Source organism: Amycolatopsis deserti (assembly GCF_014653945.1).
GTDB lineage: Bacteria > Actinomycetota > Actinomycetes > Mycobacteriales > Pseudonocardiaceae > Amycolatopsis_E > Amycolatopsis_E deserti.
In genome coordinates this window covers 110780-125301 of the sequence record NZ_BNAU01000010.1, presented here as the reverse complement: position 1 = coordinate 125301, position 14522 = coordinate 110780, and the positions used below count along the sequence as shown (strand labels likewise).

General features: G+C 71.9%; 15 protein-coding genes. 8 read left to right on the top strand and 7 right to left on the bottom strand.

Going from position 1 to position 14522, the window contains the following annotated elements; genetic code table 11:
- Positions 1 to 108 precede the first annotated feature (108 nt).
- Together IE290_RS33005 and IE290_RS33000 are read right to left on the bottom strand one after the other, a co-directional pair.
- A complete protein-coding gene (locus IE290_RS33005; protein ID WP_191248649.1) occupies positions 109 to 1305 on the bottom strand; it encodes an acyl-CoA dehydrogenase family protein in 1197 nt (398 codons plus the stop codon).
- 76 nt (positions 1306 to 1381) lie between these two features.
- Positions 1382 to 2212 (bottom strand): slipin family protein, encoded by an 831-nt coding sequence (locus IE290_RS33000; RefSeq protein WP_191248648.1) that lies wholly within the window; start codon positions 2210 to 2212, stop codon positions 1382 to 1384.
- 80 nt (positions 2213 to 2292) lie between these two features.
- On the opposite strand from IE290_RS33000, the gene IE290_RS32995 reads away from it, so the two are divergent.
- From IE290_RS32995 to IE290_RS32980, 4 genes are read left to right on the top strand one after another with little or no spacing between them, the layout of a single operon-like run.
- Positions 2293 to 3162: an aminoglycoside phosphotransferase family protein gene (locus tag IE290_RS32995; RefSeq protein WP_373300606.1), complete on the top strand. Its 870-nt coding sequence runs from the start codon at positions 2293 to 2295 to the stop codon at positions 3160 to 3162.
- A 10-nt stretch (positions 3163 to 3172) separates the two neighbouring features.
- Positions 3173 to 4465, top strand: a complete 1293-nt coding sequence (locus IE290_RS32990; RefSeq protein ID WP_191248647.1) for a magnesium transporter MgtE N-terminal domain-containing protein — start codon at positions 3173 to 3175, stop codon at positions 4463 to 4465.
- A complete protein-coding gene (locus IE290_RS32985) occupies positions 4458 to 4979 on the top strand; it encodes a DUF1003 domain-containing protein (protein WP_191248646.1) in 522 nt (173 codons plus the stop codon). The genes IE290_RS32990 and IE290_RS32985 overlap by 8 nt, the downstream gene beginning before the upstream one ends.
- A gap of 9 nt (positions 4980 to 4988) precedes the next feature.
- The gene (locus IE290_RS32980) at positions 4989 to 6131 is read left to right on the top strand and encodes an Mrp/NBP35 family ATP-binding protein (RefSeq protein WP_191248645.1); all 1143 of its coding nucleotides are present in this window, start codon (positions 4989 to 4991) and stop codon (positions 6129 to 6131) included.
- Between the two features lie 560 nt (positions 6132 to 6691).
- Here IE290_RS32980 and tatB read toward each other — a convergent pair.
- The 4 genes from tatB to sigE all read right to left on the bottom strand — a co-directional run bounded on the left by tatB (position 6692) and on the right by sigE (position 10080).
- Positions 6692 to 7105, bottom strand: coding sequence for a Sec-independent protein translocase protein TatB (gene tatB / locus IE290_RS32975; RefSeq protein ID WP_191248644.1), 414 nt, complete (start codon positions 7103 to 7105; stop codon positions 6692 to 6694).
- Between the two features lie 102 nt (positions 7106 to 7207).
- On the bottom strand, positions 7208 to 8731 hold the full coding sequence (locus IE290_RS32970) for a S1C family serine protease (protein ID WP_191248643.1): 1524 nt from the start codon (positions 8729 to 8731) through the stop codon (positions 7208 to 7210).
- An 81-nt stretch (positions 8732 to 8812) separates the two neighbouring features.
- Complete coding sequence (locus IE290_RS32965) at positions 8813 to 9466, bottom strand: anti-sigma factor family protein (protein WP_191248642.1); 654 nt, start codon at positions 9464 to 9466, stop codon at positions 8813 to 8815.
- Entirely contained in the window at positions 9463 to 10080 is a 618-nt protein-coding gene (gene sigE / locus IE290_RS32960; protein WP_191248641.1) for an RNA polymerase sigma factor SigE, read from the bottom strand. The genes IE290_RS32965 and sigE overlap by 4 nt, the downstream gene beginning before the upstream one ends.
- 190 nt (positions 10081 to 10270) lie before the next feature.
- On the opposite strand from sigE, the gene IE290_RS32955 reads away from it, so the two are divergent.
- The 3 genes from IE290_RS32955 (at position 10271) to IE290_RS32945 (ending at position 12197) form a co-directional block, all read left to right on the top strand.
- Complete coding sequence (locus IE290_RS32955; protein ID WP_094006874.1) at positions 10271 to 10909, top strand: O-methyltransferase; 639 nt, start codon at positions 10271 to 10273, stop codon at positions 10907 to 10909.
- A gap of 119 nt (positions 10910 to 11028) precedes the next feature.
- Complete coding sequence (locus IE290_RS32950; protein WP_191248640.1) at positions 11029 to 11802, top strand: helix-turn-helix transcriptional regulator; 774 nt, start codon at positions 11029 to 11031, stop codon at positions 11800 to 11802.
- 23 nt (positions 11803 to 11825) lie between these two features.
- Positions 11826 to 12197, top strand: a complete 372-nt coding sequence (locus tag IE290_RS32945; protein ID WP_191248639.1) for a VOC family protein — start codon at positions 11826 to 11828, stop codon at positions 12195 to 12197.
- Between the two features lie 40 nt (positions 12198 to 12237).
- Here IE290_RS32945 and IE290_RS32940 read toward each other — a convergent pair whose 3' ends face one another.
- Complete coding sequence (locus IE290_RS32940; protein WP_191248760.1) at positions 12238 to 13401, bottom strand: MFS transporter; 1164 nt, start codon at positions 13399 to 13401, stop codon at positions 12238 to 12240.
- A 108-nt stretch (positions 13402 to 13509) separates the two neighbouring features.
- Between IE290_RS32940 and IE290_RS32935 the strand changes: the two genes are divergently transcribed.
- Positions 13510 to 14439 carry a LysR family transcriptional regulator gene (locus IE290_RS32935; RefSeq protein ID WP_191248638.1) on the top strand — a complete coding sequence of 310 codons (930 nt, stop codon included), beginning with the start codon at positions 13510 to 13512 and terminating at the stop codon, positions 14437 to 14439.
- The last annotated feature ends 83 nt before the right edge of the window (positions 14440 to 14522 follow it).

Genomic DNA, 14522 nt, shown 5'->3' with positions numbered 1-14522 from the left:
TGCCAACCACCATGAAACCACGCGAACCCGACACTCCACGGGCGATACCGGAGCGAAATCCAGCTCCGGGGAGCGGCCCGCCCACCTGGGCGGACGGGCCGCCGCGCGTCAGGAGCGGGACTGGTACTCGCGCAGGAGGCCGCGGCTGATGATCGTCTTCTGGATCTCGCTGGTGCCCTCGCCGATGAGCAGGAACGGCGCCTCGCGCATCAGGCGCTCGATCTCGTACTCCTTGCTGTACCCGTAGCCGCCGTGGATGCGGAACGCCTCCTGCGTCACCTCGGCGCAGTACTCGCTCGCGATGAGCTTCGCCATGCCCGCCGCCACGTCGTTGCGCTCGCCGGTGTCCTTCAGCCGCGCCGCGTTGACCATCATCAGGTGCGCGGCCTCGACCTTGGTCGCCATCTCGGCCAGCTTGAACGCGATGGCCTGGTGCTCGGCGATCGGCTTGCCGAACGTCTTGCGCTGCTGCGCGTACTCGACCGCCAGCTCGAACGCCCGGATCGCGATCCCGCACGCCCGCGCCGCCACGTTCACGCGGCCGACCTCGATGCCGTCCATCATGAACGAGAACCCCTTGCCCGGGGCCTCGCCGAGGATCTGCGACGCCGGGATCCGGAAGCCGTCGAACACCGCCTCGGTGGTGTCGACGCCCTTGTAGCCCATCTTGTCGATCTTGCCCGGAATCGTCAGGCCGGGCGCCACCTCGCCGAAACCTTCGGGCTTCTCCACCAGGAACGTGGTCAGGTTCTGGTGAGCCTTCTCCGCGCCCTCGTCGGTGCGCACCAGCAGCGCGATCAGGTTCGACGAGCCGCCGTTGGTCAGCCACATCTTCGACCCGTCGATGACGTAGTCGTCGCCGTCCCGCCGCGCGCGCGTCTTGATGGCCGCCACGTCCGATCCGAGGTCGGGCTCGGACATCGAGAACGAACCGCGAACCTCGCCGGCCGCCATCTTCGGCAGGTACTTCTGCTTCTGCTCCGGCGTGCCGTGCCGGGAGATCATGTGCGCCACGATGAAGTGCGTGTTGATCACGCCCGAGACGCTCATCCACCCGCGCGCGATCTCCTCGACCACCAGCGCGTAGGTCAGCAGCGACTCGCCCAGCCCGCCGTACTCTTCCGGGATCGTGATCCCGAACAGGCCCATCTCCTTCATGCCCTCGACGATGTCCGCCGGGTAGGCGTCCGCGTGCTCCAGCTCCTGGGCGTGCGGGATGATCTCCTTGTCCACGAACGAGCGGACCGTGGACAGGATCTCTTGCTGCACGTCGGTGAGACCGGCGGTCCGGGCCAGACGGGCCATGGGGCGACTCCTGTGTCTGCGGGCGGTATTACCGGCGAGTATCGCGCCCGCCGGGCGATCCCGCATATGGCGCGCCTCACCCGGGGGCGGATTCCTCCGGCTGCCGCGGCGCCGGCGCCTGCCCGTTCACCTGTCGCTCGGCGGACTTCTCCGGCTGGGTGGTCTGCCGTTCGAGAAAGCGGAGCAGCTCCACCGGGAACGGCAGCACGAGCGTGGAGTTCTTCTCCGCCGCCACCTGCACCACCGTTTCCAGCAGCCGCAGCTGCAGCGCGGCCGGGGTGTCGGCCATGATGCCCGCGGCCTCGGACAGCTTGTGCGACGCCTGCAGCTCACCGTCGGCCGAGATCACCCGCGCCCGGCGTTCCCGCTCGGCCTCGGCCTGGCGCGACATCGACCGCTTCATCGACTCGGGCAGGGCGACGTCCTTGATCTCCACCCGGTCGATGTGCACGCCCCAGTCCAGCGCGGGGCTGTCGATCATCAGCTCCAGCCCCTGGTTGAGCCGCTCGCGGTTGGAGAGCAGGTCGTCCAGGTCGCTCTTGCCGATGATCGAGCGCAGCGAGGTCTGCGCGACCTGCCCGACGGCGAACCGGTAGTCCTGCACGTTGACGGCGGCGACCACCGGGTCGATGACCTTGAAGTACACGACGGCGTCGACGCGGACCGTCACGTTGTCCCGCGTGATGCCCTCCTGCGCCGGCACCGGCAGGGTGATGATCTGCATGTTCACCTTCTGCAACCGGTCGGCGCCCGGCAGCAGCAGGGTCAGGCCCGGCTCGCGGACGGCAGGGCGGACCCGGCCGAACCGGAACACCAGCCCGCGCTCGTACTGCCGGACCACGCGAACGCTGGTGGCGAGCCCGGTGACTCCCACGGCCGCGACGACGGAGATGATTTCGGCCAGCATGGCGGCTCCCAGGGGTGCGTGTCCCTTGACGCGATGTTACCCCCGTCACACTGGTTGGGAAGTGCCCGATTACTGGCAGTCTGGGTGACGTGCGGGTACCGGGGGAGTTCGCGGAACGGCTGATCGACAACGAGGGCGACGTGGTGCGCCCGTGGCTCGCCGGGCTGCCGGACCTGGCGGACTGGTGCTGCCGCCGCTGGGGACTGGCGATCGAGGGCCCGCCGTGGCACGGCTACACGGCGCTGGTGTTCCCGGTGCGCCGCGACGGCGAGCCGCTCGTGCTCAAGCTCGCCTGGCAGGACGACTGGACCCGGGACGAGCCGGTGGCACTGTCCACCTGGGAGGGTCGCGGAGCGGTGCGGCTGCTGGAAAGCGCTCGCGGCGCGCTGCTGCTGGAGCGGCTCGACGCGTCCCGTTCGCTGCTGACCGAGCCGCTGGACAAGGCGCTGGAGATCGCGAACGGCCTGCTGCACCGGCTGACCGTCCCCGCTCCCCCGCTCGGCCGCACCCTGCGCGACGAGGCCGTCCGGCTCGCCGAGGAGATGCCCGCGGAGTGGGCACGGCTGGGCCGGCCGGTGCCGAAGCGGTTGCTGGACGCCGCGGTCGCCGTGTGCCGGGACCTCGGGCCGGCGGCCGGGACATCACTGGTCAATCAGGACCTGCACTACGAAAACGTCCTCGCCGGCACGCGCGAACCGTGGCTGGTGATCGACCCGCAGCCGATCGCCGGGGATCCGGAGTTCGGCCTGATCCCGTTGCTGTGGAACCGGTTCACCGAGTCCACAGTGGAAGCGCGGGTGCGGGTGCTGACCGCCGGGCTGGACGCGGACAAGGCACGCGCCTGGACGCTGGTGCGGGCCGTGGACGACTGGCTGTGGGCCACCGAGCACGGCGGTTTCCCCAGCGTGGCGATCCTGACAGCGATCGCCGAGTGGGCCGCACTCGAATAATGTGACAACCATGGCCGGAGTGAACAGAGTCTTCGCCGCCCAGCTGGCCGGCCTGCCGGTCTTCGGGCCGGACGGCGAGTCGATCGGCAAGGTGCGCGACCTGGTCGCCGGCCTCCGGCTCGACCAGCAGCCGCCGCGGGTGCTCGGTCTCGTCGTCGAGCTCGCCACCCGCCGCCGGGTGTTCGTGCCCATGCTTCGGGTCACCGCGATCGAACCGAACGCCGTCACGCTCGCGACCGGCTCGGTCAACATGCGCCGCTTCCACCGCCGCCCCAACGAGGTGCTGGTGCTCGGGCAGCTGATCGACGCGCAGGCCCGGCTGGCCGCGAACGACGCGCGGGTCACGGTCGCCGACGCGGCGATGGAACCGGTCCGCACGCGCGACTGGGTGCTGGCCAAGCTCGCCGTCCGCGAGCGCACCGGGCGGCTCGGGCTGGGCCGCCGCCGCTCGTCGCTGCGGGTCCTGCCCTGGTCGGAGGTGCGCGGGCTGAGCCTGACCGACCTCACCGGCCAGCCGCAGGGCGCCGGGCAGCTGCTGATGCTGTTCGACACCATGCGCGCGGTCGACATCGCCGCGACCATGCGTGACCTGCCGACCAAGCGGCGGCACGAGGTGGTCGACTCGATGGACGACGAGCGGCTCGCCGACGTGCTGGAGGAGCTGCCCGAGGAGGACCAGAAGGAGCTGCTCGCGCACCTGGCCGAGGAGCGCGCCGCGGACATCCTGGAGGCGATGAACCCGGACGACGCGGCCGACCTGCTCGCCGAGCTGGCCCCGGCCGACCAGAGCCGCCTGCTCGAGCTGATGCACCCCGACGAGTCCGAGCCGCTGAAGCGCCTGCTCACCTACTCCTCGGACACCGCGGGCGGCCTGATGACGCCGGAGCCGGTCATCCTCGCCCCGGACGCCACGATCGCCGAGGCGCTGGCCCACATCCGCAACCCGGACCTGCCCGCCGCGCTGGCGAGCCTGGTGTTCGTGTGCCGCCCGCCGACCGAGACCCCCACCGGCCGGTACGTCGGCTGCGTGCACTTCCAGCGCCTGCTGCGCGAGCCGCCGGCCGAGCTGGTCGCCAGCGTCGTGGACACCGACCTGCCCGCCCTGGGCGCGGACGCCGAACTCTCCGAGATCACCCGCTACTTCGCGGCCTACAACCTCGCCTGCGGTCCGGTCGTGGACGACCAGGACCACCTGCTGGGCGCCGTCACCGTCGACGACCTGCTCGACCACCTGCTGCCCGACCGCTGGCGCGAGACCGGGCTGGCCGACATCACCGAGGGACAGGAGATCGACAGTGCCTGAGTTGACCGCGCGGCGCCGCCTCGACCAGCCCCGCTCCAGCCGGGGTCCCCTGGTCAGCATCGACCCGGACAGCTTCGGACGGCTGTCCGAACGGCTGGCCCGGTTCCTCGGCACCGGGAAGTACCTGTTCTGGCAGACGCTCATCGTGATCGTGTGGATCATCGTCAACCTGAGCGCGGCCGCCCTGCGCTGGGACCCGTACCCGTTCATCCTGCTCAACCTGGCGTTCTCCACCCAGGCGGCGTACGCGGCGCCGCTGATCCTGCTGGCGCAGAACCGCCAGGACGACCGCGACCGGGTGTCGCTGGAGGAGGACCGGCACCGGGCGGCGCAGACCAAGGCCGACACCGAGTACCTGGCGCGCGAGCTGGCCGCGCTGCGCCTGGCCGTCGGCGAGGTCGCCACCCGGGACTACCTGCGTGGCGAGCTGGACAAGCTGCGTGAGGACCTCAACACGAAGCCGCGACGTGGCAAAAGCAATAGGCCACCGGCGGAGGCCACTACCGGTCCGTAGCATGGTGGGGTGACCAGTACGCAGCAGATCCCCAGCGTCGAGGACGTCCGCGCGGCGCTGAAGGACGTTCACGACCCCGAGATCCGCAAGCCGATCACGGACCTCGGCATGGTCAAGGACGTCACGGTGGACGACGGCGTCGTCACGGTGGCGGTGTACCTGACGGTGGCGGGCTGTCCGCTCAAGGACACCATCACCAAGGACACCCGGGCCGCCGTCGGCAAGCTGGACGGCGTCCGCGAGGTCCGCGTCGAGCTCGACGTGATGAGCGACGAGCAACGCACCGAGCTGCGGAAACAGCTGCGCGGGGATTCCGCGGAACCGGTCATCCCGTTCGCCCAGCCGGGCTCGATGACGCGGGTGTACTGCGTCGCCTCCGGCAAGGGCGGGGTCGGCAAGTCGAGCGTGACGGTCAACCTGGCGGTGGCGATGGCCCAGCGCGGGCTGTCGGTCGGCGTGGTCGACGCGGACATCTACGGCCACTCGGTGCCGCGCATGCTGGGCGCGCGCGAGAAGCCGACCAAGGTCGAGCAGATGATCATGCCGCCGCAGGCGCACGGCGTGAAGGTCATCTCCATCGGCATGTTCACCCCGGGCAACACGCCGGTGGTGTGGCGCGGGCCGATGCTGCACCGCGCGCTGCAGCAGTTCCTGGCCGACGTGTTCTGGGGCGATCTGGACATCCTGCTGCTGGACCTGCCGCCGGGCACCGGGGACATCGCGATCTCGGTCGCGCAGCTCATCCCGAACGCGGAGATCCTGGTGGTGACCACGCCGCAGCAGGCCGCGGCCGAGGTCGCCGAGCGGGCCGGCGCGATCGCGATGCAGACGCGGCAGCGGATCGCCGGGGTCATCGAGAACATGTCGTGGCTGGAGACGCCGTCCGGGGAGCGGATGGAGATCTTCGGCTCCGGCGGCGGCCGGACGGTGGCGGAGTCGCTGTCGAAGTCGGTGGGCACCGAGGTGCCGCTGCTGGGCCAGGTCCCGCTCGACCCGCGGCTGCGTGAGCAGGGCGACGCGGGGACGCCGCTGGTGCTGGCGGAGCCGGAGGCCCAGGCGTCGGAGGTGCTCCGGGACGTGGCGAAGAAGCTGTCGGTGCGGGCCCGGGGGCTGGCGGGGAAGATGCTGAACCTCAGCCCCAGCGGGCGCTGACGCGGGCGCTAGCCCACAAAACACAAGTGAGCTGGGTGGTCATCCCGTCGCCTGACACGTGACGATCACCTTGAGCCAGGGCCGCAACCCAGGCCGCCAACCGGCGGCCGACCATGCCAACCTTGCGGCCCTGGCTCAAGGTGATATGCACAAACCGCAGGCGACGGGATGACCACTCAGCGACCACCTCGCCAAGGTGACGTGCCTGCATTCCCCGTCATCCCGGAGCCTGCCCGTCCGGCGAGGACATCTCTTGATCTTTAGAAGTGACTTGAGGCAGGCGAAGAGTCCGCCCTACGGGCGGAAAGCGCCTCACGGCGCCAAAGGTCACCTTACGACCACCCCCGCCCCCGATGCCTGATTGTGTTTCGGTCGCCGAGCAGGCGTGTCAAGGCGGGAAAGAGTACCTTGACACGCCTGATCGGCGACCAAAGATCGGCTGTGGATCGGGGGCGGGGGAGGTCTGGTTGGGGTAGTCGGTGGCGTTGCGTCGCCGGCCGGCGGTTCTCGCTTCCAACCGAAAAAAAAGTGGCGCCCCCACCAGGGGCGCCCTTTCTTGCTCAGGTGGCGTCGGGGTCCACGGGGGGCTTTTCGCCCGGCTTGAGCGGCTCCGGCTCCGTCTTGGCGGACGGGGTGGTCGTCGCCGCGGGGTAGCCGTTCGGTTTCACGCTTCCGCCCGACAAGCCGTTGAGCCCGAGCGGGTCCGGGTCGCCGTCGAAGAGGTGCTGCGTCACCGCCCGGCGCGGGTCGAAGTTGCGCAGCTGCCGCAGGTCCTCCAGCGGCTTCTGGAACTGCTCGAAGTCCGCACCCATCTCGTCCTTGAGCTGCTGCCGCGCGCCGGTCGCGAAGTCGCGCACCTTCCGCACGCTGCGGCCCAGCCACGCCGCCGCCTCGGGCAGCCGCTCCGGGCCGAGGATGAACAGGGCCGCGACGAGCAGGACGAGGATCTCGCCCCAGCCAACGCTTTCGAACATTCGCGAACCTCCGCCTCACCCGGCCGTAGCACTCTCAGATTACCCCGGGAACCGGGCCGTTCGGATCCTGCGCGCGGAGTTCACACCTCGTCCATCCGGCCGTCAGTCCGAACCCAGCGTCACGTCGACCATCAGCGTCCGCCCCTGCCGCACCAGCTGCACCGGCACCGTTTCGCCGATCTCGTGCTGCCGCACCGCCACCGTCAACTCGGCCGCGTTGCGCACCAGACGGTCGCCGAGCTTGGTGATGACGTCGCCCTCCGCGATGCCGGCCCGGGCGGCCGGACCGCCGTCGGCGATGTTGAGCACCTGCGCGCCCTCCGACGTCTCCGCAGCGACCGACGCCGCGTTCACCCCGATGTCGGCGTGCTTGACCTGACCACTGCTGATCAGCGTGCGCGCGATCTTGACGGCGTCGTCGGCCGGGATCGCGAACCCGATGCCGATGCTGCCACCCGAGCCGTCCTCGCCACCGTCCGTGCGGATCGACGAGTTGATGCCGACCAGCGCGCCCGTGGAGTCGACCAGCGCCCCGCCCGAGTTGCCGCGGTTGATGGGCGCGTCGGTCTGGATGGCGTCGTAGGTGACCGGCGGCTCGCCGTTCTCCCCCGCCGCGGTGACCGGCCGGTGCAGCGCGCTCACGATGCCCGAGGTCACCGTGTTCTCCAGCCCCAGCGGCGAGCCGACCGCGATCACCGAATCGCCCGGTTCGAGGTTGCCCGGGTCGCCGATCTGCAGCACCGTCGGGTTGGACACGGCCACCTTGATCACGGCCAGGTCGGTCTTCGGGTCCGTCCCGACGACCCGCGCCTCGGTGCGGGTGCCGTCGGTGAACACCGCGGTGATCTTGGCCTGCGGATCGCTCGTGGCCAGCGAAATGACGTGGTTGTTGGTGATCGCGTAGCCCTGCGGGTCGATCATCACGCCGGAGCCGACGCTGCCGGACTGGCCCGACTTGACCTCGATCGAGATGACCGCGGGCGCGACGCGCTGCGCGATGTCGGCGATCGAGCCGGGCGCGCGTTCCTTGCCCGCCTCGGCCTCGGAGATCGTCGCCGAGCCGGTCAGCGAGTCGCCCGCGCCGCCGAGCCACCAGCCGATCAGGCCACCGACGGCGCCGATGAGCAAGCAGATCACCCCGAGCAGCCCCAGCGCGACCGGCTTGACCCGGCGGCCGAACAGCAGCTCCGGCAGCGACAGCTGGGCGCTGCGGGGACGGTCGGCATCGTCGTCGTCGGAGTCGTCGGGATCGAGGGCCGGGCGGGACAGCACCGCGGCCGAACCCGGATCACGCCACGGGTCGGTCATGCGGGACCACAGCGGCGGCTCCGGATCACCGCCCGGGTGCCTGCCGTTGTCCCCGGCCGGCCGCTGGAGCCGCACGTCCTCCGCGCCCGGCGGGCGGCCGAAGGCCTCGGCCAGCGACTCCGGCGCCGGCGGGGCGGCGGCGATCTTGTCGCCGCCCCGGGTGCCGGGGGTGTAGAGCTTGTCGAATGCGCCGTCCACGCCGTGCGGGCGGCCGAACACACCCGCCTCCGCGGGATCCACCGGCGGCCGGTCCAGCGGGCGGGGCGCCAGCCGCGGCTCCGCACCGGCGCTGTCCTGTGGTGGATTCGGCTGACTCATCGTTCCCCGGGTGGCTGGCTCGTCGTGCTGTCGGCGCGACCCTACGCCACCGATTGTCCCGCGCGGACGGTGAAGGGCGCGTCAGCGACCGGCCACGGCGGCGGGAGTGGTGGTGGTCGTGGTGGTGGCCGGGGCGCTCGGCTCGCCGCCGAGCTGGGCACGCAGCACACCGGGGGCGGGCGCCTGGCCCGGCTCCGGGTTGGCCTGGGTCGGGTCGCCACTGGACGCCGAGGTCACCACGAGCGCGAGCGCGCTCAGGACCAGGCCGGACACGGCCACCCCGGCCCCCTGCGCGACGCGGCGCCGGACCGACGGATGACGCTGCCCGCCCAGTACGGCGGAACCACTACCGAGAGGCGCGCTCGACCCGAGCGGCGCCGACGACCCAAAAGGGGACGATTTGAGACCGGCGACGCGGTCCGGCCGCTGGATCGCGACCAGCTGGCCGTCCTCGGTCACGGCGAGGTTGTCGGGACTGGTGGGCAGGTCGGTGTCCTGCGGGATGTTGCGCAGGCTCGCCAGCAGGCTAGCCGGCATCGACGGTGCTTCCGCGTGCCGGACGACCGCGCGCACCTGGCGCTGCGACGTCACTTCGGCCGCGCAGATCGGGCAGCGGGCGACGTGCGACGCGGCACGCTCGCGGGCGCCCAGGCTCATCTCGCCGTCCACGAAGGCGACGACGGCGTCGGGGAGCAGGTGAGACTCGGGCAGGCCCCAGCCTCGCAGTTCGCTCATGCGGAAACCCCCACCGATTCCTCCTTGGCCGCCCGGCGCCGTTCGAGCGAGGCACGCAACGCCTGCCGGCCGCGGTGGATCCGGCTGCGCACGGTGCCCAGCTTCACGCCGAGCGTCGCACCGATCTCCTCGTAGGAAAGTCCTTCGACGTCGCACAGCACCACGGCGGCGCGGAACTCCGGCGGCAGCTCGTCGAGCGCGGCCTGCAGATCCGGGTCCAGGTGGGTGTCGCTGTACACCTGCTCGGGGCTCGGGTCGTCACCGACGATGCGGTCGGTGTCCTCGGGCAGCCCCTCCATGCGCACCCGCGAGCGGCGGCGCGCCATGTCCAGGAACAGGTTCGTGGTGATGCGGTGCAGCCAGCCCTCGAAGGTGCCCGGCTTGTAGGACGCCAGCGAGCGGAACACCCGGATGAACGTCTCCTGGGTGAGGTCCTCGGCGTCGTGGGAGTTGCCGGTCAGGCGGTACGCCAGGCGGTAGACCCGGTCGCCGTGCTCGCGGACGACCTCGTCCCACGACGGCGGAGTCCACGCGGACTCGTCGACCGTGACCGGCTGGCCCTCGACCTGCTCGTTCTTCAGGCTGTTCTGCATCGTGGGGGACGGCACCTCCATCAGGCTGTTCTCCCAACTGATCTGTCCAACGCGGGCCATCCGCACTGTGTTCCCGGGAACCCCTGGCGCCCGTTGAGACCCAGCTTGGCCTCTCTCCTTATGTGGGTAGTGAGACGAGACTGAGAGCCGCCTGAGAGAAGTGTGCACGTCTTCCACGGGTTTGGCGACGACCGGCGCTAACCTTGCGCGCGTGACCTCCGAGACGCTCGCGGCGAGTGGCGGCGACCACGCCGAGGGCTACCTGCCCGACCACCCGGCCGACGCCGCGCTGCTCGCCGCACGGGCGCGCTCGGCCGAGCTGGGCTGCGCGGCGCTCGGACCCGCGACCGGAGCGGCGCTGTGCTTCCTGGCGACGAGCCTGCGGGCCCGCGCGGTGGTCGAGATCGGCACCGGCATCGGGGTCAGCGGGCTCTACCTGCTGCGCGGCATGGCGCCGGACGGGGTCCTGACCTCGATCGACATCGAGCCGGAGCACCACCAGGCGGCGCGGCGCACGTTCCGCGAGGCCGGGTACCCGCCCGGGCGCACGCGGCTGATCATGGGCCGCGCGCTGGACGTCCTGCCGAGGCTGACCAGCGGCGGGTACGACCTGGTGTTCGTGGACGCGGCGCGGGCCGAGTACCCGCGCTACTACGAGCACGGGGTGCAGCTGCTGCGGCCCGGCGGGGTGATCGCGTTCCACGGGGTGACGGACGCGGCGCGCGGCGAGCGGCGCGAGCCGGGCTCGCTCGCGGCGCGCGAACTGGCGCGAGCGATCCGCGAGGACGAGCGGCTGGTGCCGGCGCTGCTGCCGGTCGGCGGAGGGCTGCTGGTGGCCGCGGTGCAGTGATCCCCGCTGGTCGGCGCTCTGTCGCCGGGTGCTGGCGGCCGGTGACGGCGCTCGAAATTGTCGTACCCCTGGTGCAGGATCTCCTCACGCGAAATGTCCGGATCGACGAGGGGGTCGTCATGCGCGAGGCAGTCGTCAGCGCCGCGCGGTTCATCAGCACGCGGGCAGAGGAACCGATCGGCCTGGGGGACGTCGCCGACCACGTCGGCTACAGCCCGTTCCACCTGGCGCGCACGTTCGAGCGCGAGCTGGGCATGCCACCGGGCCAGTACCTGACCGCCCGGCGGTTCGAGCGCGCCAAACAGCTGCTCCTGCGGACCGACGAGCGGATCATCGACATCTGCAACGCCGTCGGCTTCTCCGCGGTCGGCACGTTCACCACCCGCTTCACCGCCGCGGTCGGCACCACGCCGGTCGAGTTCCGGCGGCTGCCGGACGTGCTCACCGGCTCGCCACCGCAGCCGGTGTCGGTGCCGGGCGCGGGCGGCGGCACGGTCATGGGCACGGTCCGGCTGAGCCCGGCCGCGTTGATGGCGCTGGGCCCGAACCCAGCGGTCTACGTCGGGCTGTTCCCCAAGCGCGCGGCGCGCGGGTTCCCGGTCAGCGGCACGCTGCTGGCCGAACCGGGCGACTTCCTGCTCACCGGCGTGCCACCGGGCACGTACTGGGTGATGTCGTCCGCGCTGCCCACCGGCTCGGACCTGACGGCCCAGCTCATCCCGGGCCGGGGCGTGCTCGGCGCCTGCCCGCGGGCGGTGCGGGTGTCCGCGGAGTCGCCGGTGCACCACCGGGACGTGCACCTGGAGCTGGGTCAGGACTGGTCACCGCCGGTGCTGATCGCGCTGCCCGCGCTGGCCTCGGCCGATGCGCAAGAACGGAGAAGACACCGGTGAGAGCGCCGCCGTAGCGTGCGGAGGTGATCACCCACCTGCACTCCGCCACGATCCTGGTCGGCGACCAGGAGGAAGCCCTGCGCTTCTACGTCGGCACGCTGGGCTGGGAGAAGCGGGAGGACGTGCGGTTCGGGCCGGTCCACCGGTTCCTGACCGTGGCGCCGCCGGGCGCGCAGACGTCGATCGTGCTCGGGCAGCCGGAGGTCTACGAGCGCGCGGTGACCCCGGGCGGCACGGGCATCACGGTGATCACGCCGGACGTCGCCACCGCCTACGCCGAGATGTCCGCGCGAGGCGTGCGCTTCGCGCAGGAGCCGCAGGTCATGCCATGGGGCGCGAAAGCGACGTGGTTCGCCGACCCGTTCGGGAACGAGTACTTCCTGCTGGAGGGCTGAGGAAGGGTTTCGGGCACAGCCGCTCGAGTGCGACGGCCGCTCAGGCCGGGACTGCCGCACGCCGGGTGGCAGCCGCTCGAAGGCTGACCACCGCCGCGCCGGCCAGCGCCAGCCACACCACCGCGGCACCCACCAGCCAACTCCACCCGAAGTGCCCGAACACGATGCTGCCGAGCGTGCCGCCGACGCTGCTGCCCAGGTAGTAGGCCAGCGTGTACATGCCGGACGCCTGACCGCGCGCGCCTTCCGGCGCCTCGGCCGCGGCCCAGCCGTTGGCCACCGCGTGCGCGGCGAAGAACCCGCCGGTCAGCACCACGAACCCGAGCACGACCAGCGGCAGCGAGTCGGGCAGGGTCAGCAGGATCCCGGTCGCCATCACAGCCAGTCCGCCGAGCACCGCCCGCGGCCGGCCGAACCGGGTGACCAGCCGGCCCGCGTTCGACGACGACACCGAGCCCACCGCGTAGGCGAGGAACACCAGCGACGCGACCGCCGGCGACAGGCCGAGGTCCCCGGTCAGCCGGAACCCGGCCGCGTTGTACATCGCCACGAAGGCGCCCATCGCGAGCAGGGCCACGCCGTACTGCGCCAGCAGCACCGGCCGCCGCAACGCCAGTCCCATCCCGCTCAGCACGCCTCGCGACCGCTCCCCCGAGGCGGTCACCCGCGCACCGGGAGGCAGCGACAGAACGGTGATCGCGCTGCACACCAGTGCCACGCCCGCGACCACGGCCAGCGCGCCGTGCCAGCCCAGCGCCTCCGCGCTGAACCCGGCGGACAACCGGCCGAGCATCCCGCCCACGGTGTTGCCCGCGATCATCGCCCCGACCGCCGCGGCCACCCCGGTCTTGCCGAGCTGCTCCACCAGGTACGCCGACGCCACGCCCGGGAACCCGGCGATCGCGATCCCCTGCAGCGCCCGCAGCGCGAGCAGCACCGGGTACGACGGCGCGAACGGCATCAGCAGGCCCAGCAGGACCGACATCGTCACCGACGCGACGATGATCGGCCGCCGCCCGACGATCTCCGACAGCGCCGCGATCGGCAGCACCGCGATCGCGAGCGCCCCGGTCGCCACCGACACCGCGAGCGACGCCGAACCGGGGTCCAGGTGGTGCTGCGCGGCGAGCTGCGGCAGAACCGGCTGCGGCGCGTAGAGCAGGGCGAACGACGAGATCCCGGCGGCGGCGACCGCGAGCTTCACCCGCCGCGTCTCCGGGCGGGCGGGGGCGAGCAGATCGACTGGCACGCCCTCGAAAGTAAGCCGCGCTAAAAGATACTTCTAATGCGCGGAACTGGCATTATTCATACCGTGGCGTATGAGAATCCGGCCGAAGCGTCTGACCAGCGGCTGGCCGCGGAGCTGGCCCCCAGCCTGGCGCTGCTGGCCGCGCTGCGTGAAACACGCAACATCACCCGCGCGGCGGAACGGCTGGGCGTCCCGCAGCCGACGGTGAGCCGGCGATTGGCCGCGTTGTCCGAGGTCGTCGGCGCGCCGCTGACCCGGCCGGACGGGCGCGGCGTCCGCCTGACGCGGGCGGGCGAGATCCTCGCGGCGACGGCGGCCCGGGCGCTCGGTGCGGTCGAGACGGGCGTGCGGCAGACGCGGGAGGAGATCTCGCCGGACCGCGGACACGTGGTGCTCGGGTTCCTGCACCTGCTGGGCCGGTGGCTGGTCCCGTCGCTGCTGCGCGACTTCCGCATCGACTACCCGGGGGTGCGGTTTTCACTGGTCCAGGGCTCGCGGCAGCACGTGCTGGACCGGCTCGCGGACGGTGAGCTGGACCTGGCGCTGGTGGCGCCGCTGCCGGAGACCGCGGCGCTGGACAGCTGCGCGTTGTCGGAGCAGGAGCTGCTGTTGTCGGTGCCGGAGGCGCATCCGCTGGCCCGACGGCGCCGGATCCGGGTCGAGGAACTGGCCGACGAGCCGTTCGTGACGCTCGAGCACGGCTACGGGCTGCGGCAGATCATCGACGGCCTCTGCGCGGCGGCCGGTTTCGAGCCGAAGATCGCGTTCGAGAGCCAGGAGTCGGACACCGCGCGCGGCTTGGTCGCGGCGGGGCTCGGGGTGGCGCTGCTGCCGCGGTTCGGGCCCGCGCCACCGGCGGGGGTGGTGGAGGTGCCGCTGTCCCCGCAGGTCAGCCGGACGATCGGCTTGACCTGGCGAGCAGGCGAGGAGCCAACCCCAGCGGTCTCCGCCTTCCGCGACTACGTCCGCGCCAACGGAGCGCGCTACGCCTGACCGGAACCGCACGCCGCGCCCAGCCGCAGAGCGCCGGAATACCACCACGGGCACACCGCACAGCCCCGCACCTCGGGCTACGC